Raw genomic sequence first — 17,019 nt, 5'->3', positions numbered from 1 at the left:
GAGATGAGTCCCTCCCCGCGCCGCGCGCGGGGAGGGGACGAGAATCGCGGGGGATCAGCCGCCGGCGGGCTTCAGCTCGGTCAGGGTCAGCACCCCGCCCAGCTCCAGCCAGTTACGCCACATGGTCGGCGGGCTCTTGGGCGTCGCGGGGGCTGCGGAGGGCCAGTTGGTCCAGACCGCGTTGCTGGTCTGCGCCCACAGGCCGTTGTACCAGAGCGGGATCACCGGCAGATCGTCGAGCTGGATCTTCTGGATCTCCGAGACGACCTGCTTCATGCCCTCGACGTCGTCGGCCTTCTTGCCGTCGAGACCCTGGACCAGGTCCCAGACCTTCTTGTTCTCGTAGCGGCCGAAGTTGACGGTGTTCTGCTGCTTGTTGATCGGCAGCCGGAACATGTAGTCGTAGTACATCCAGGGGGTGTTGGACAGCTGCCGCTCGTTGTTGAGCAGCAGGTCGAACTTGCCGGATGCGCGCTGGTCGACCAGCGCGTTGTAGTCGGGGAACTCGGGGGTGAGGTCGATCCCGGCCGCCTTGGCGCCCTCGGCGATGACCCGGCTCGCCTCCATCCAGTCGGTCCAGCCGGCCGGAACTATGATCTTCAGCGAGACCTTGGAGCCGTCCTTGTTCTCCACGAACCCGTCGCCGTCGCCGTCCTTGTATCCGGCGTCGGCCAGCAGCTTCTTCGCCTTCTTGGTGTCGAAGGAGAAGCCCTTCTCGCTCACCACGGCCTGGTCGACGTACTTGTCCCACTGGGGCAGCAGCCCGGTGGGGCCGGCCGCCTTGACCAGGTTGCCGTAGACACCCTCGACGATCTTCTTGGTGTCGATGGAGTTGGCGATCGCCTTGCGGAAGGCGGGGTCGTCCAGCGGCTTCTTCGTGGTGTTGGGCACCAGGAAGGCCGTGTTGGCCGAGAGCATGTACGGCGGCTCCGGATAGTAGGTCTTGATACCGAAGTCGCCCTGGACCAGGTTGGCCACGCCGGGCAGGAAGTTGTTGCTGAGGTCCAGGCCCTTCTGCAGCAGCAGGCCCATCGCCACCTCATTGCTGGAGTTGACGATGTCGACGACGTACTTGGGCCTGACCTCCTTGCCCAGCGCCGCGGTGGCCCACCAGCCGTCGCGCTTGACCCAGGCCATGCGGTCCTGGTCGTGGCTGTGGTAGGCGTACGGCCCGGTGCCGACCGGCTTCTCGTTGACGCCGTTCAGCACCTCGTCCTCGGAGAGACCTTCCCAGATGTGCTTGGGGACGATCGCGTTGCTGTAGACCCAGTTGGCCCACTGCTGGTAGTTGGCCTTGGAGAAGGTGAACCTGACGGTGCCCGGGTCGACCGCCTCGACCTTCTCCAGCCAGTCCCACAGGTTGGCGTAGGGGATGGTCTTCATCTTGCCGAGCTCGACGGTGAAGACCACGTCGTCGGCGGTGAAGGGCTTGCCGTCGGCCCAGGTGACCCCCTGCCTGAGCTTGAGGTCGTAGGTCTTGTCGTCCGTCCAGGTGCCGCTCTCGGCCAGCCAGGGTGTGAACTTGTCGGTCTGGGGGTCGTACAGGAAGAGCGTCTCGTAGACGAGCCCCTTGGTGCCGGTGGCCGAGTCCCAGGTCCGCAGCGGATTCCAGTTGGCCGGCGGGCCCCACTGGGTGCCGCTGGTGTACAGGGTCTCGTTGCGGGGGAACGCGGCGTTCGCCGCCCCCGCCCCCGCCGAGGGGGCCGCGGCGCCCGACCCCTGCGGCGCCTCGCTCGGAGCGGACGGCGTCGTCGAGCCTCCCGTGCACCCGGCCGCGGCCATGCAGGCCGCCACCCCGAGGATCGCGAACCTTCGTCGAATCCGCATCTATGTTCTCCTCTCCAGCATGGGAGCGCTCCCAAATAACTAAACGCGACCGCATGCGTTTGCTGAGCCGGATAAGTATCGTGACCGTAAAGTCCACATGTCGGCACTGTCAATAGGCGACTGGACCGGTTCAGCTGAAATCGCGGAGGAGATCATGAAACGACCGACGATCGCGGACGTCGCCAGACGGGCCGGGGTGTCCAAGGGGGCCGTCTCGTACGCGCTCAACGGGCAGCCCGGCGTGTCGGAGAACACCCGGGCCAGGATCCTGGCGATCGCCGAGGAGATCGGCTGGCGCCCCAACAGCGCGGCCCGCGCCCTGAACGGCGCGCGGTCCCACACCGTCGGCCTGGCCATCTGCCGCCCGGCGCGCACGCTCGGCGTGGAACCGTTCTTCATGGAGCTCATCAGCGGCATCGAGGGCGAGCTCTCGGCCCGCTCGTACGCGCTCATGTTGCAGGTGGTCTCCGACCACGGGCAGGAGGTCGCGGTCTACCGCCGCTGGTGGGGTGAGGGCCGCGTCGACGGCGCCATCCTGGTCGACCTGCACGTGGGTGACCCCCGCGTCCCCGAGTTCGAGTCACTCGGCCTGCCGGCCGTGGTGATCGGCCATCCGTCGGAGGCCGGGTCGCTGCCGCCCATCTGGTCCGACGACGGCGGTGCCGTCCACGAGACCGTGGAGTATCTCGTCGCGCTCGGCCACCGCAGGATCGCCAGGGTCGCCGGGCTGCCGCGCCTGGCCCACACCGCGCTGCGCGACCACGCCTTCGCCGAGGCCTGCGACGGCGTCGCCGAGCACGTGACCGTGCACACCGACTACACCGGTGAGGAGGGCGCCCGCGCCACCCGGCGCCTGCTGAGCTCGCCCTCCCGGCCCACCGCGATCGTCTACGACAACGACATCATGGCCGTCGCCGGGCTGTCCGCCGCCCAGGACCTGTGCCTGGACGTGCCCCGCGACCTGTCCATCGTCGCCTGGGACGACTCATCCCTCTCCCGGGTCGTCCGCCCCCCGCTCACCGCCCTGAGCCGCGACATCTCCGCCTACGGCGCCCACGCCGCCCGCCATCTCCTCGCCCTCGTCTCCGGCGAGAGCCCCGGCCCCTACCAGGACGAGGCCGCCCGCCTCACCCCCAGGGGCAGCACCGCTCCCCCGCCCGGGCGGGTCCGGTGACGGCGGCCCTTCCACCGGGACCGGACCGGAACGCGGAGCGGCGGCGGTCCCGGCGGGCCGGGCCGTTCCAGACGAAGGGCCGGCACGGCGGATGCCGTACCGGCCCTTCAGGGTGCCACGAGATGATCAGCGGCCGTAGCGGCTGCCGCCGCGCGGGGCGGAGCCGCGGCCGTCAGCGCGGAACTCGCCGCCGCGGAAACCGCCGCCCTGACGGTCACCGCGGAAGGGCTCGCGCTCGCCCGCGGGACGCTCGGAGCGGTAACCACCACCGGCCGAGGCCGGACGGTCGGCGCGGAACGGCTCGCGCCGCTCGCCACGGTAACCACCGCCCGTGGAACGCTCGGAGCGGAAGCCGCCGCCGGCCGGGCGCTCACCGCGGTCGGCGCGGTAGCCACCGCCCGCGGGACGCTCGGAGCGGTAACCACCGCCGGCCGGGCGCTCGGAACGGTACTGGCCACCGCCACGGGAGTCGTCACCGAAGGAACGCTCGCGGGGCTGCTGGCCCTCACCGTGGGCGGGACGCTCGGAGCGGAAACGACGCGGGCCACGCCCGCCACCGTTGCCGCCGAAGCCGCCGCGCCCCTGGCGCTGCCTGCTGGCCGGAGCCGAGGGCTCCCAGACCGGGATCGGCTCGCCGCTGGGGGTACGCGCACCGGCGACCTCCTCCAGGCGCGGGTGGCCCGGGGTGACCCTGGCGCGGAACGGCTTGATGCCCGCGCGGCGGGTCATCGCGTCGGTGGAGCGGCGCTCGTTGGGGAGCACCAGCGTCATGACGGTGCCCTTCTCCCCGGCGCGGGCGGTGCGGCCGCCGCGGTGCAGGTAGCTCTTGTGGTCCTGGGGCGGGTCGACGTGCAGCACGAGGCTGATGTTGTCGACGTGGATGCCGCGGGCCGCGACGTCCGTGCAGACCAGGACGTTGATCGTGCCTTCCTTGAACTCGGCCAGGATGCGGGTGCGCTGGTTCTGGCGCTTGCCGCCGTGCAGGCCGCCGGCCTTGATGCCGACCTGGGCGAGCTGCTTGCACAGCCGGTCCACGCCGTGCTGGGTGCGCACGAAGATGATGGTCCGGCCCTCACGGTTGGCGATCTCGGCGGTCACCGGGAACTTGTCGTCGCGGTGCACCTCCAGCAGGTGGTGCTCCATGGTGTCGACCGAGGAGGCGGCCGGGGCCATGGAGTGGGTCACCGGGTTGGTGAGGAAGCGGCGGACGAGCTTGTCCACGTCACCGTCGAGGGTCGCGGAGAAGAGCAGGCGCTGGCTGTCGGCCGGGGTCTGCTGCAGGATCGCGCTGACGACCGGGAAGAAGCCGAGGTCGCACATGTGGTCGGCCTCGTCGAGGATCGTCACCTGGACCTCGTCCAGCATGCACTCACCCTGCTGCATGAGGTCGGTCAGGCGGCCGGGGGTGGCCACGACGACCTCGACACCGCGGCGCAGCGCCTCGATCTGGCGGCCCATGGACATGCCGCCGACGACGGTCTTCATCCGCAGCGACAGGCCGCGGCCGAGGGGCTCCAGCGCGTCGGTCACCTGCATGGCGAGCTCGCGGGTCGGCACCAGCACGACGGCCAGCGGGTGGCCGGGACGCGCCTTGGCCCCGGCGATGCGGGTCATCATGGGCAGGCCGAAGGCGAGCGTCTTGCCCGAGCCGGTCTGGCCGCGGCCGAGGACGTCGTGGCCGGCGAGGATGTCGGGGATCGTGGCCCGCTGGATGGGGAAGGGACTGTCGATGCCCGCACGGGAGAGACCGGTCACCAGCGGCTTCGGCAGACCGAGAAGGGTGAACTCGGACGTGCCTGCGGGGGCCTGGGAGATTTCGGTGATTTCGGTAATTTCGGGCAGAACAGCGTCAAGCATGGTCACGAAGACTCGTGCCTTTCGATAGAAGAACGGGGCACGTCACTTCTGCGAAAGGACGAGCCTGGAACGCGCGGCCTGAGGCCGCGCTTGATCAACACCCGCATGGGGGCGGTGGTGCGGTGCAAGTCGAGGCGCACCGCACGGGGCGGGTCTAGCTTACCCGCACGCAGTCAAACCACGATCAAGCATACCCGGCGTTCGCAGTGCCGAGTTCGGTCGGGGCGTCCGGCGTGAGCCGGTCGCTTGTCCGTCGATTGGAGCCAACACTCCCGGCCGGGCTTTTCTTCCCGGCCTCCGTGATCCTCTCACACAATTGGGTACGGCCCGAACCCGGGGGGGTGCGAGCCGTACCGGCGACCGCGTCTCAGACGTTGAAGCCGAGCATCCGGAGCTGCTCGCGCCCCTCATCGGTGATCTTGTCCGGGCCCCACGGCGGGAGCCAGACCCAGTTGATCTTCACGTCGGAGACCATGCCCTCCAGGGCCGAGTGCGCCTGGTCCTCGATGACGTCGGTCAGCGGGCAGGCCGCACTGGTCAGCGTCATGTCGATGGTGGCGACCGGCATGGCGTCCCCCTCGCCCCCCTCCGCGGGGTCGAGGTGGAGCCCGTAGATCAGGCCCAGGTCGACGACGTTGATGCCGAGTTCGGGGTCCACGACGTCCTTGAGGGCCTCCATGACCTCGTCATGGGTGGTGTCCCCGTCGTACGCCGTGGTCGGCGTCTCAACAGCCTTGCTCATTTCGTGCTCCTCACGACCGCGTCCTTGTAGGCCATCCAGGCCAGTAGCGCGCACTTCACCCGGGCGGGGAACTTCGCGACCCCGGCGAAGGCCACGGCATCGCCCAGCAGGTCCTCGTCCGCCTCGATCTTTCCTCTGCCCTGCATGAGCCGGGTGAACTCCTCCACGACGCCGAGCGAGTCGTCGACGGTCGAGCCGGTGGCCAGCTCGTGCAGCACCGAGGCCGCGGCCTGGCTGATGGAGCAGCCCTGCCCGTCGTAGGAGACGTCCTCGACCTTGCCGCCGTCGCCCAGTTTCACCCGCATGGTGATCTCGTCGCCGCACGTCGGGTTCACATGGTGGACCTCGGCGTCGTACGGGTCGCGAAGACCCCTCCCCTGCGGGTGTTTGTAGTGCTCCAGGATCAGCTCCTGGTACATGGACTCGGCGATCATAGGGTCGTGCTCACCTTCTCGTTCGCTGCGCCGTACGCTCGCGCGTCGCCGGACGCCGTGCCGTGGGCGTGTGGCGCCCGCCGTTCGCTCGCCCGCCGGCTCGACTGCTCGGGCATGACTAGGCGAACACCTTCCGCACGTGGTGGAGGCCGCGGACCAGAGCATCGATCTCGGCCGTTGTGTTGTACAGGTAGAAGGACGCCCTCGTGGTCGCGGGAATCCCGAATCGCAGATGGAGCGGACGGGCGCAGTGGTGCCCCACGCGCACCGCCACGCCGAAGTTGTCATCCAGGATCTGCCCGACGTCGTGCGGGTGAATCCCCTCCAGCGTGAACGAGACGGTGCCGCCGCGGTCGGCGAGGTCCAGCGGGCCGATCACCTTCAGGCCCGGGACCTCTCCCAGCGCACCGAGCGCGTAGGCGGTGAGCTCGTGCTCGTGCCGGACGACGGCGTCCATCCCGATCTCGGACAGGTAGTCGACCGCGGCGCCGAGGCCGACCGCCTCGACGATCGGCGGCGTACCCGCCTCGAACTTGTGCGGCGCGGGCGCGTAGGTCGAGCGGTCCATCCAGACCGCCTCGATCATCTCGCCGCCGCCCAGGAACGGGGGCATGGCCGAAAGCAACTCACCACGGGCCCACAGCACGCCGATCCCCGAGGGGCCGACGACCTTGTGGCCGGTGAAGGCCAGGAAGTCGACCCCCAGCGCGGCCACGTCCACCTGCTGGTGAGGCACCGACTGCGAGGCGTCGAGCATCATCAGCGCGCCGACCTCGCGGACCCTGGCGAGCACCGGGGCGACCGGATTGACCGTGCCCAGCACGTTCGACTGGTGCACGATCGAGACGATCTTCGTGCGCTCGGTGACGAGCTCGTCGAGGTTCGACAGGTCCAGGCGACCGGAGTCGGTGACGGAGAACCAGCGCAGCGTCGCACCCGTGCGCTGCGCGAGCATCTGCCACGGCACGATGTTGGAGTGGTGCTCCATCTCGGAGATGACGATCTCGTCTCCGGGGCCGAGCCGGAAGCGCGGGTCCTCACCGATGGGGTTGCCGAAGGCGTACGCCACCAGGTTGAGCGCCTCGGAGGCGTTCTTGGTGAAGACGATCTCGTCGCGGTCGGGCGCGCCGACGAAGGCGGCGACCTTGTCCCTGGCGTTCTCGTACGCCTCGGTGGACTCGGCGCCCAGCGCGTGCATGGCGCGGCCGACGTTGGCGTAGTGCATCGCCATGTGCTCGCGCATCGCCTCGACCACCTGGGTCGGCTTCTGCGCGGAGTTGCCCGAGTCGAGATAGATCAGCGGCCTGCCGCCGGGAAGCTCTCGGGAGAGGACCGGGAAGTCCTTCCTGATCCTCTCCACGTCAAGGCCGGTGTCCACCATCAGGCCGACGCCTTCGTGTAGGCCTCGTAACCCTCGTTCTCAAGCCGCTCGGCGAGTTCGGGGCCGCCCTGCTCCACGATCCGCCCCGCGGAGAAGACGTGGACGAAGTCCGGCTTCACATAACGCAGGATGCGGGTGTAGTGGGTGATGAGCAGCACACCGGTCTCGCCGTTCGAGCGGAAGCGGTTGATCCCCTCGGAGACCACGCGCAGCGCGTCGACGTCGAGGCCGGAGTCGGTCTCGTCGAGCACCGCGATCTTCGGCTTGAGCAGCTCCAGCTGGAGGATCTCGTGGCGCTTCTTCTCACCGCCGGAGAAGCCCTCGTTGACGTTGCGCTGGGCGAAGGCCGCGTCGATGGACAGGGCGTCCATGCCGGACTTGAGGTCCTTGGCGAACTGGCGGAGCTTGGGAGCCTCGCCGCGGACGGAGGTGACCGCGGTGCGCAGGAAGTTGGAGACGCTGACACCGGGGACCTCGACCGGGTACTGCATGGCGAGGAACAGCCCGGCGCGGGCGCGCTCGTCGACGGTCAGCTCCAGCAGGTCGACCCCGTCGAGCAGGACCTGGCCACCGGTGACCGTGTACTTGGGGTGACCGGCGATCGCGTACGCGAGCGTGGACTTGCCCGAGCCGTTGGGGCCCATGATGGCGTGGGTCTCGCCGGCCCGCACGGTCAGGTTGACGCCGCGCAGGATCTCCTTGTCGGCGACGCTGACATGCAGGTCGCGGATCTCCAGGGTGGAACCCGAGGGAACTCGGCTCGTGTCAGACACTTTTATGACTCCTTCGAGAGCGAGACGAGGACGTCATCGCCGTCGATCTTGACTCGGTAGACGGGGACGGGCTTGCTGGCGGGCGGACCGGTGGGCTTGCCCGACCGCAGGTCGAAGCACGAACCGTGCAGCCAGCACTCCAGGGTGCCGTCGTAGACCTCACCCTCGCTGAGTTTCACCTCCGCGTGGGAGCACACGTCGTGCAGCGCGTAGACCTCGTCGCCCCGGCGGACCAGGGCGACGGGGGTCTCGCCCACCTCAATGCCGATCACGCCCTCGTCGGGGATGTCGGCGAGCTTGCAGACCTTCTCGAACGTCACTTCTCAAGCTCCGCCTCGACCCGGGCGAGCACCCGCTCGCGAAGCTCGGAGACCTCGATCTTCTCCACCAACTGCGCGAAGAAGCCCCTGATCACGAGGCGACGCGCGTCCTCGTAGGGGATCCCGCGGGCCTGCAGGTAGAAGAGGTGCTCGTCGTCGAGGCGGCCGGAGGTGCTGGCGTGGCCGGCACCGGTGACCTCTCCGGTGAGGATCTCCAGGTTGGGCACCGAGTCGGCGCGGGCGCCGTCGGTGAGCAGCAGGTTGCGGTTGAGCTCGTAGGTGTCGGTGCCCTCGGCCTCGACCCGGATGATGACGTCGCCGATCCAGACCGCGTGGGCGTCCTGGCCCTGCAGCGCTCCGCGGTAGTCGACGTTGCTCCGGCAGCCGGGCCGGGAGTGGTCGACGAGCAGGCGGTGCTCCAGGTGCTGGCCGGCGTCGACGAAGTAGAGGCCGTTCAGCTCGGCGTCGCCGCCGGGCCCGGAGTAGGAGACCGAGGGGGAGAGCCGGACCAGGTCGCCTCCGAGGGTGACCACGAAGCTGCGGAAGGTCGCGTCCTTGGCGAGCAGGGCGTGGTGGTGGGAGACGTGCACGGCGTCGTCCGCCCAGTCCTGCAGGCTGATGACCTTGAGCGTGGCGCCCTCGCCCACGACGAACTCGACGTTGTCGGCGTAGAGCGCGCTGCCCTGATGGTCGAGGACGACCACGGCCTCGGCCATCGGCTCCAGCTTCACGACCGTGTGGCCGTAGGCGGCGCCCCGGCCGGACCCGGTGAGGGTGACCACCGTCGGGGTGGAGGCGACGGCCTCGCGCGCCACCGTGATCACGGTGGCCTTCTCGAAGGAGGCGTAGGCCTGGGCGCTGACCCGGTCGGCGGGCACGTAGGCCCGGCCGAGCCGCGCGTCGTCACGGCCGACGGTCTCCACGGTGACCTCGGGGGCGGCGTCGACGTGCACGACCACGTTCGCGGAGGCCGCGACGCCCTCGTGCAGGCCCTTGAGCCGGGAGAGCGGGGTGAAGCGCCACTCCTCCTCCCGGCCGGTCGGGACCGCGAAGTCCGCCACGTCGTACGAGGCCTTCTCGTGGAGCGTCGACAGGGGTTTGGCGGTGTCGAGACCCATCAGCCGACGGCTCCTTCCATCTGCAGTTCGATCAGGCGGTTCAGCTCCAGGGCGTACTCCATCGGGAGCTCGCGGGCGATCGGCTCGACGAAGCCCCGGACGATCATCGCCATGGCCTCGTCCTCGCCCATGCCGCGGCTCATCAGGTAGAAGAGCTGGTCGTCGGAGACCTTGGAGACGGTGGCCTCGTGCCCCATGGAGACGTCGTCCTCGCGCACGTCCACGTAGGGGTAGGTGTCGGAGCGGCTGATCTGGTCGACGAGCAGCGCGTCGCACTTGACGGTGCTGGCACTGCCGTACGCGCCCTCCTCGATCTGGACCAGACCGCGGTAGGAGGTGCGGCCGCCGCCCCTGGCGACGGACTTGGAGATCACCGAGGAGCTGGTGTTCGGTGCGAGGTGCACCATCTTGGAACCGGCGTCCTGGTGCTGGCCCTCACCGGCGAAGGCGACGCTGAGGGTCTCGCCCTTGGCGTGCTCGCCCATGAGGTAGACGGCCGGGTACTTCATGGTGACCTTGGAACCGATGTTGCCGTCGATCCACTCCATGGTCGCGCCCTCGTACGCCACGGCGCGCTTGGTGACCAGGTTGTAGACGTTGTTCGACCAGTTCTGGATGGTCGTGTAGCGGCAGCGCGCGCCCTTCTTCACGACGATCTCCACGACCGCGCTGTGCAGCGAGTCCGAGGAGTAGATCGGCGCGGTACAGCCCTCGACGTAGTGGACGTAGGAGTTCTCGTCCACGATGATCAGGGTCCGCTCGAACTGGCCCATGTTCTCGGTGTTGATCCGGAAGTAGGCCTGGAGCGGGATCTCCACGTTGACGTTCGGCGGCACGTAGATGAAGCTGCCGCCGCTCCAGGTCGCCGTGTTCAGCGCGGCGAACTTGTTGTCGCCGACGGGGATCACGGTCCCGAAGTACTCCTTGAAGATCTCCTCGTGCTCCTTGAGGGCGGTGTCGGTGTCGACGAAGATGACACCCTTCTCCTCAAGGTCCTCACGGATCTTGTGGTAGACCACCTCGGACTCGTACTGGGCGGCGACGCCGGCGACCAGGCGCTGCTTCTCCGCCTCGGGGATGCCGAGCTTGTCGTAGGTGCTCTTGATGTCGTCGGGCAGGTCCTCCCATGAGGCGGCCTGCTTCTCGGTCGAGCGCACGAAGTACTTGATGTTGTCGAAGTCGATCCCGCTGAGGTCGGAGCCCCAGTTCGGCATGGGCTTCTTACCGAACAGGCGCAGCCCCTTCAGGCGAAGGTCCAGCATCCACTCCGGCTCGTTCTTCAGCGCGGAGATATTGCGGACGACCTCTTCGGACAGGCCACGCCGGGCCGTCGCTCCCGCGGCGTCCGAGTCGGCCCAGCCGAACTTGTAATTCCCGAGGCCTTCCAGCTCCGGGCGGTCGGTGACAGTCACCTTCCGGTCTCCTTGCTCGATATGTCGATCGTTTCGTGGGTTGCTGGTGATCGCACCGGCGTGGATGCCGGGGCGTTCGCCGCGCGCTCCCTCGCGCCCGGCCCGAAGTCCCGGTGGGGACTCACGTGCGTGGTGCACACGCCGTCGCCGTGGGCGATGGTCGCGAGCCGCTGCACGGGAGTGTCGAGGATGCGCGCGAACGCCTCCGTCTCGGCCTCGCACAGCTGCGGGAACTCCGCGGCCACGTGCGCCACCGGGCAGTGGTGCTGACACAGCTGTTCACCGCCGAGGCTGGCCTTGCTCGCCGAGGCGGCGTAGCCGTCGGCCGACAGCGCCTCGGCCAGGACGCGCACCCGCTGGTCGGCGGGGACCTCGCGCATCTCCGGCCGCAGGCGGGCGACCAGGCCGGCCACCTGTGATCGGGCGAACTCCGCGACGGCCTCCTCGCCCACGCGCTCTGCCAGGAAACGCAGCGCGCTCCCGGCGAGACCATCGTAGGCGTGCTCGAAGGCGCTCCGGCCGGCGTCCGTTATGGCGAACAGCTTGGCAGGCCGGCCACGCCCGCGCTGGCCCCGTGGCCTGGCGGTGCGCGCCTCGGCCATCCCCTCGGCCAGCAGTGCGTCCAGGTGCCTGCGGACCGCGGCGGGAGTGAGGCCCAGCCGCTCGCCGAGAGCGGCGGCGGTGACGGGCCCGTGCTCCAGGATGAGCCGGGCGACACGCGCTCGCGTGCTGCGCTCGGCGGACACGGCGGAGGGCCGCACGGTGGCGGCTCCCTCGGTGCCCTGCGTCCCGGTCACGTATTTCACAACATCAGTGTGCCGTAATTGCTTCCCGAGTTACAAACCAATGTTCAGCCGCCTCAAATGCGATTTGTCACGCAGGTAAGCCTTACCTAACCTGCGGAAACATTCCGCGCGCCTCCTCGCAGCCCGGTGAAGGCCAGGAGCGAGACGAGGGTGAAACCGGCCAGCACGGCGGCCATCGGCAGCGCGGAGCCCTCGCCTCCCAGGCCCACCAGCGGTGCGGCGAGCGCGCCGAGCGCGAACTGCAGCACACCTGTCAGCGCGGCGGCACTCCCGGCGATCTGCGGGGGCTGGCCGGCCAGGGCGAGCGCGGCGCTGCCGGGCAGGACGAAGCCCGCACCACACATGATCACGAACAGTGCGGCGACCAGCACCGGCAGGGGCAGGTGGAACAGCGCCGTGGCGAGCAGCGTCACGGCTCCGGCCACGCTCGTGAACAGTCCGATCAGGATCAGCCGGGCCGGGGCGATCCGGCGCCCCGCGAGGCGCCCGCCGATCTGCGCGGTGACGGTCAGCCCCAGGGCGTTCAGCCCGAACACCAGGGAGAAGGTCTGCGCCGAGGTCTCGTAGACCTCCTGGAGCACGAAGGGCGATCCGGAGATGTAGGCGAACATGCCCGCGAAGCCCAGCCCTCCGGCCAGGGCGGGGGCCATGAAGGACCGATCGCCGAACAGGTGCCGGAAGGTGACGAGGGTGTGCCGCAGCCCCCCGCCCTCACGCTGGTCCGCGGGGAGCGTCTCGCGCACCCCGGACAGCGCGGCGGCCAGCAGCAGCAGGCCGGTGACGCTCAGCGCGACGAAGACGCCCCGCCAGGAGGTGTGGTTGAGCAGCTGCGCGCCCGCGAGCGGGGCCAGGATCGGCGCGAGGCCGGTCACCAGCATGAGGGTGGCGAAGATGCGGGCGATGGCCGCCCCCTCGTACAGGTCCCGGACGACCGCGCGGACGATCACCAGCGCGGCGCCGCCCGCGATGCCCTGGAGCAGGCGCAACCCGACCAGCCCGTACACCGAGGGCGAGAAGGCGCACAGCAGCGAGGCGACGGCGTAGGCGAGGATGCCGAGCAGCAGCGGCCCCCGCCGGCCGCGCACGTCGCTGAGCGGGCCGGCGACGACCTGCCCGACGGAGACCCCGATGAGGCAGGCGGTGAGGGTGAGCTGCACCTGTGCCTGCCCGGTGCCCAGGTCGGCGGCGATGGCCGGGAAGGCCGGCAGATACATGTCGATCGACAGGGGGCCGATCGCGGAGAGCGCACCCAGGATGATCAGCAACAGTCTGCGCCGCGTGCCCGGCACCACGTCCGACTCGCCGACGACGGCGGTCATATCCGTACTCCCCTTTTGATCGCAGGCCACGATGGGCCCGCAGGGGCCGAAGCGTCCCAACCATCAACAGGTCATCCGAATTCCTGGATTTAGGAAATTTCCCAGAAAGAATCTCAAAGCACTGACCAGCGAAAGCCCCCTGGAGGCACCCGGCGCCGCAGGGCCGGAACTCCTGGCCGGTGTGGAACGGCCCGGACGCGTGGTCCGGGAACATGACCGGCGGCCGCGGTCCCTAAACTCGTGGCCATGGAATCCCCAGCCGTCGAGATCGTCGACCTGGTCAAGAGATACGGCGGAACGACCGCTATCGACGGCCTGACCTTCAACGCCGCCCGAGGCGCGGTCACCGCCGTGCTGGGCCCCAACGGGGCCGGCAAGACCTCCACGCTGGAGATCTGCGAGGGATTCCGCCGGGCCGACGGCGGCAGGGTGAGGGTGCTCGGACTCGATCCGTCCAGGCCGGAGCTGCGGGCCAGGGTCGGGGTGATGCTCCAGGCGGGCGGCGTTCCCCCGGCGACCCGCTGTGGGCAGTGGCTGCGGCTGATGGCCCGCTTCCACGCCCACCCGCTCGATCCCGCGGCGCTGCTGGAACGGCTGGGGCTGACCGAGCACGCCCGCACCCCGTACCGGAGGCTCTCCGGCGGCCAGCAGCAGCGCGTGTCGCTGGCCGGAGCGGTCATCGGCCGTCCCGAGCTGGTCTTTCTCGACGAGCCGACCGCGGGCCTGGACCCGCAGGCCAGGCACGCCTGCTGGGAGCTGGTACGCGATCTGCGCGCGAGCGGGGTCTCGGTGGTGCTCACCACCCACCACATGGACGAGGCGGAGAAGCTCTCCGACCAGATCGTGATCATCGACCGCGGCCGGGTGGTCGCCGAGGGCACCCCCTCCTCCCTCACCGGTGCCGAGCGGCAACTGCGCTTCCGTGCCCGCCCCGGGCTCTGCCTGGACGAGTTGCTCGCCGCGCTGCCCGTCGGCAGCTCGGCCAAGGAGTCACCGGCGGGGCACTACATCATCGAGGGTCAGGTCGTGCCCGGCCTGCTGGCCACCGTGACGACCTGGTGCGCCGCCGAGGGCGTGAGCACCGACGACCTCAGCATCGAGCGGCGTACCCTGGAAGACGTCTTCCTGGAGCTGACCGGGCGCGAGCTCCGGTGACGCTCCCGGCACCCACCCCCTCAGCACGCATGGATCCGGGCGCGGCCCGAGCCAGACCACAGGAGAGCCGCTTGACCACCCTGGACCTCACCCCGGCCCCCGGAGCCGCGCCGCTGCGCCGGATGGTGGCGGCCCAGACGGGCGCGGAGATCCAGGCCATGCTCCGCAACGGCGAGCAGCTGCTGCTCACGATGATCATCCCGGTGCTGCTGCTCGTCGGCCTCTCGGTCGCCCCGATCATCGACGTGGGCGGCGGTTCCCGCATCGACTTCATGGCCCCCGGAGTGCTCGCGCTGGCCGTGATGTCCACCGCCTTCACCGGGCAGGCCATCGCGACGGGCTTCGAACGCCGCTACGGCGTGCTGAAGCGGCTGGGCGCGACCCCGCTGTCGCGGACCGGGCTGATGCTGGCCAAGACGCTCGCGGTGATCGCCGTGGAGGTCATCCAGGTCACGGTCATCTGCGGGGTGGCGCTCGCCCTGGGCTGGCGCCCGGCGGGCTCGCCGCTCGCGGTGCTGCTGCTGGTCGTGCTGGGCACCGCCGCGTTCAGCGGGCTCGGCCTGCTGATGGCCGGCACGCTGCGCGCCGAGGCCACGCTCGCCGCGGCGAACCTGGTCTACCTGGTCCTGCTCGCCTGCGGCGGGGTCGCCTTCCCGCTGACCAGGTTCCCCGAGTCGGTACGGCCGGTGCTGGAGTCGCTGCCGATCTCCGCGCTGAGCGGAGGGCTCCGCGCGGTCCTGAGCGAGGGGGCGGGACCGCCTCTCACCGCGCTGGCGGTCCTCGCGGCGTGGGCCGCGGTGTCGCTCTTCCTGACCTCGCGAACCTTCCGCTGGGAATGAGGTGACCCCCTCCGGTTCATGGGGCCCGTCCCATGACGGCCGGCCTCTTTCCTGAGCCCGTCTCGCATCGCGGACGTCGCTGAAAACGGAAGCCCCCGGCAAGTAAGGTGCCAATAACCATTTTGCGCCTGACACAAGGAGTGTCGTGACCGCCGAAGCCCTGCCCGGGCCCGCCGAGCCCCGCAGACCGGGAGCGCTGCTGAGGGCCGCCTCCGACGCCATCCCGCCCTCCGGGCTGGTGCTGCTGGCCATCCTGTCGGTGCAGGTGGGCGCGGGTTTCGCCAAGGACCTGTTCGCCCAGCTGCCACCGAGCGCGGTGGTGTTCCTGCGGATCGCGACGGGTGCGCTGATCATGGGGATGATCGCCAGGCCCCGGCTGAAGGGACTGACCCGGGCGGACCTCGCGGCGAGCGCGGCCTTCGGCCTGACGCTTGGCCTGATGAACCTGTCGTTCTACGAGGCGCTGGCCCGGCTGCCCATGGGCATCGCGGTGGCGATCGAGTTCCTCGGGCCGCTCGGTGTCGCGGTGGCGGCCTCGCGCCGCCGCCTCGACCTGCTCTGGGTCGTGCTCGCCGCCTCCGGCGTGGTGCTGCTGGCCCCGTGGGGCACCTCGGCCTCCAGGATCAGCTGGGCCGGAATCGCCTTCGCCCTGGTCGCGGGGGCCTGCTGGGCCGGCTACATCCTGCTGGCGGCCTCGGTCGGCCGGCGCTTCCCCGGGGCCACCGGCCTCTCCCTGGCGATGATCATCTCCTGCGTGCTGACCGCCCCCTTCGGGATCACCTCGGGCGGCGCCGACCTGCTCCGGCCCGAACTGCTGCTGATCGGTGTCGGGGTGGGCCTGCTGTCGTCGGTCATCCCCTACTCGATAGAGCTGGAGGCGCTGCGCAGGATGCCCAAGCGGGTCTTCGGCATCCTGATGAGCCTGGAGCCCGCGGCGGCCGCGCTGGTCGGCCTGCTGGTACTGGGCGAGGTGCTCCAGGTACGCGAGTGGGCCGCCATCGGCTGCGTGGTCATCGCCAGTGCCGGCGCCACCCGCGGCTCGGGCTGACCCGCGCCGCTACTCGGGGCGGCTGGCCCAGATGCCGCGTACGTGCCGGATGTGCTCGCGCATCAGCCGCTCGGTACCGCTCACGTCTCCCGCCGAGAGCAGGTCGAGCAGTGTGAGGTGCTCGCGGGCGGAGTCGACCAGGCCACCCCGTTGGTGCAGGGCGGACAGGCCGTACAGGCGGGCCCGGTTGCGCAGGTCGCGGACCACCTCCACGAGGTGGGAGTTGCCCGCCAGGGCGAGCAGGTCCAGGTGGAAGCGGATGTCGGCGTCGACGTAACCGAGCAGGTCGCCGCGCTCGGCCGCGTCGACGATCGCCTGGGCCTGCGGGCGGAGCGCCTCGAAGTTCGGCGCGCCCCCGGTGCCGGCCGGTCTGCCGGCCAGTTGCGACACCGTGGGCACCTCGATCAGCCTGCGGAGCTCGGTCAGCTCGTCCAGGTCGCGCTCGGACAGCTCGGTGACCCGGAAGCCCTTGTTGCGCACCGCCTCGACCAGGCCCTCCTTGGCCAGGTCGAGCATCGCCTCGCGCACCGGGGTCGCCGAGACGCCGAACTGGGCGGCGAGGGCCGGGGCGGAGTAGACCATGCCGGGTCTCATCTCACCGGTGATCAGTGCCGCCCTGAGCGCGTGCGCCACCTGCTCCCGCAGGCTCTGCCGCTCACTCACAGCCGGCAGGTCGGGCCGGCCGTCCGCGCTAGGAGCCATACCCAACCCTCTCGTGTCGCTCGTGTCCACACCTGGTGGGCCGAGCCCGCCACCTTCACATCCTCCCAGGCCATACGCGTGCTCCCGAACACCCGGTGCCCTCATCCGGAAG

The 17,019-nt window shown here is 70.1% G+C and carries 16 protein-coding genes; 4 read left to right on the top strand and 12 right to left on the bottom strand.

All coding sequences use genetic code 11. The features are described 5' to 3' along the window. Positions 1-54: 54 nt before the first annotated feature. Positions 55-1,827, bottom strand: a complete 1,773-nt coding sequence (locus ABT061_RS18870) for an ABC transporter substrate-binding protein (RefSeq protein ID WP_350918994.1) — start codon at positions 1,825-1,827, stop codon at positions 55-57. Positions 1,828-1,981: 154 nt separating this feature from the next. Here ABT061_RS18870 and ABT061_RS18865 point away from each other — a divergent pair, with 154 nt between their 5' ends. Continuing rightward, complete coding sequence (locus ABT061_RS18865) at positions 1,982-3,001, top strand: LacI family DNA-binding transcriptional regulator (protein WP_350918991.1); 1,020 nt, start codon at positions 1,982-1,984, stop codon at positions 2,999-3,001. A gap of 126 nt (positions 3,002-3,127) precedes the next feature. Here ABT061_RS18865 and ABT061_RS18860 read toward each other — a convergent pair whose 3' ends face one another. From ABT061_RS18860 to ABT061_RS18815, 10 genes are all read right to left on the bottom strand, one after another. Next, on the bottom strand, positions 3,128-4,858 hold the full coding sequence (locus ABT061_RS18860) for a DEAD/DEAH box helicase (RefSeq protein ID WP_350918988.1): 1,731 nt from the start codon (positions 4,856-4,858) through the stop codon (positions 3,128-3,130). A gap of 367 nt (positions 4,859-5,225) precedes the next feature. Next, positions 5,226-5,600: a metal-sulfur cluster assembly factor gene (locus ABT061_RS18855; protein ID WP_350918985.1), complete on the bottom strand. Its 375-nt coding sequence runs from the start codon at positions 5,598-5,600 to the stop codon at positions 5,226-5,228. After that, on the bottom strand, positions 5,597-6,034 hold the full coding sequence (gene sufU, locus ABT061_RS18850; RefSeq protein ID WP_350918982.1) for a Fe-S cluster assembly sulfur transfer protein SufU: 438 nt from the start codon (positions 6,032-6,034) through the stop codon (positions 5,597-5,599). Before sufU ends, ABT061_RS18855 begins: the two co-directional genes overlap by 4 nt. Before the next feature lie 118 nt (positions 6,035-6,152). Then, positions 6,153-7,415: a cysteine desulfurase gene (locus ABT061_RS18845; RefSeq protein WP_350918979.1), complete on the bottom strand. Its 1,263-nt coding sequence runs from the start codon at positions 7,413-7,415 to the stop codon at positions 6,153-6,155. Next, a complete protein-coding gene (gene sufC / locus ABT061_RS18840) occupies positions 7,415-8,188 on the bottom strand; it encodes a Fe-S cluster assembly ATPase SufC (RefSeq protein ID WP_386271258.1) in 774 nt (257 codons plus the stop codon). The genes ABT061_RS18845 and sufC overlap by 1 nt, the downstream gene beginning before the upstream one ends. A gap of 2 nt (positions 8,189-8,190) precedes the next feature. After that, on the bottom strand, positions 8,191-8,508 hold the full coding sequence (locus tag ABT061_RS18835; protein WP_350918976.1) for a Rieske (2Fe-2S) protein: 318 nt from the start codon (positions 8,506-8,508) through the stop codon (positions 8,191-8,193). Beyond that, positions 8,505-9,626: a Fe-S cluster assembly protein SufD gene (gene sufD / locus ABT061_RS18830; protein WP_350918973.1), complete on the bottom strand. Its 1,122-nt coding sequence runs from the start codon at positions 9,624-9,626 to the stop codon at positions 8,505-8,507. The genes ABT061_RS18835 and sufD overlap by 4 nt, the downstream gene beginning before the upstream one ends. Next, on the bottom strand, positions 9,626-11,038 hold the full coding sequence (gene sufB / locus ABT061_RS18825) for a Fe-S cluster assembly protein SufB (protein ID WP_343981594.1): 1,413 nt from the start codon (positions 11,036-11,038) through the stop codon (positions 9,626-9,628). The genes sufD and sufB overlap by 1 nt, the downstream gene beginning before the upstream one ends. After that, the gene (locus ABT061_RS18820) at positions 11,035-11,844 is read right to left on the bottom strand and encodes a helix-turn-helix transcriptional regulator (RefSeq protein ID WP_502991455.1); all 810 of its coding nucleotides are present in this window, start codon (positions 11,842-11,844) and stop codon (positions 11,035-11,037) included. The genes sufB and ABT061_RS18820 overlap by 4 nt, the downstream gene beginning before the upstream one ends. A gap of 86 nt (positions 11,845-11,930) precedes the next feature. Then, the gene (locus ABT061_RS18815; protein WP_350918970.1) at positions 11,931-13,163 is read right to left on the bottom strand and encodes a multidrug effflux MFS transporter; all 1,233 of its coding nucleotides are present in this window, start codon (positions 13,161-13,163) and stop codon (positions 11,931-11,933) included. Positions 13,164-13,409: 246 nt separating this feature from the next. Here ABT061_RS18815 and ABT061_RS18810 point away from each other — a divergent pair, with 246 nt between their 5' ends. The 3 genes from ABT061_RS18810 to ABT061_RS18800 all read left to right on the top strand — a co-directional run bounded on the left by ABT061_RS18810 (position 13,410) and on the right by ABT061_RS18800 (position 16,205). Next, positions 13,410-14,318, top strand: a complete 909-nt coding sequence (locus ABT061_RS18810) for an ABC transporter ATP-binding protein (protein WP_350918967.1) — start codon at positions 13,410-13,412, stop codon at positions 14,316-14,318. Positions 14,319-14,347: 29 nt separating this feature from the next. Further along, complete coding sequence (locus ABT061_RS18805; RefSeq protein ID WP_350918964.1) at positions 14,348-15,157, top strand: ABC transporter permease; 810 nt, start codon at positions 14,348-14,350, stop codon at positions 15,155-15,157. A gap of 145 nt (positions 15,158-15,302) precedes the next feature. Continuing rightward, positions 15,303-16,205 (top strand): EamA family transporter, encoded by a 903-nt coding sequence (locus tag ABT061_RS18800; RefSeq protein ID WP_350918961.1) that lies wholly within the window; start codon positions 15,303-15,305, stop codon positions 16,203-16,205. 9 nt (positions 16,206-16,214) lie between these two features. On the opposite strand, the gene ABT061_RS18795 is transcribed toward ABT061_RS18800, so the two are convergent. Further along, on the bottom strand, positions 16,215-16,907 hold the full coding sequence (locus ABT061_RS18795) for a GntR family transcriptional regulator (RefSeq protein ID WP_350918958.1): 693 nt from the start codon (positions 16,905-16,907) through the stop codon (positions 16,215-16,217). Positions 16,908-17,019 lie beyond the last annotated feature (112 nt).

Origin of the sequence: Streptosporangium sp. NPDC002544 (assembly GCF_040295965.1) — a bacterium.
Classification (GTDB): Bacteria; Actinomycetota; Actinomycetes; order Streptosporangiales; family Streptosporangiaceae; genus Streptosporangium.
Note: the sequence above shows the minus strand (reverse complement) of the source record. Positions and strands in the feature narration are given on the sequence as shown.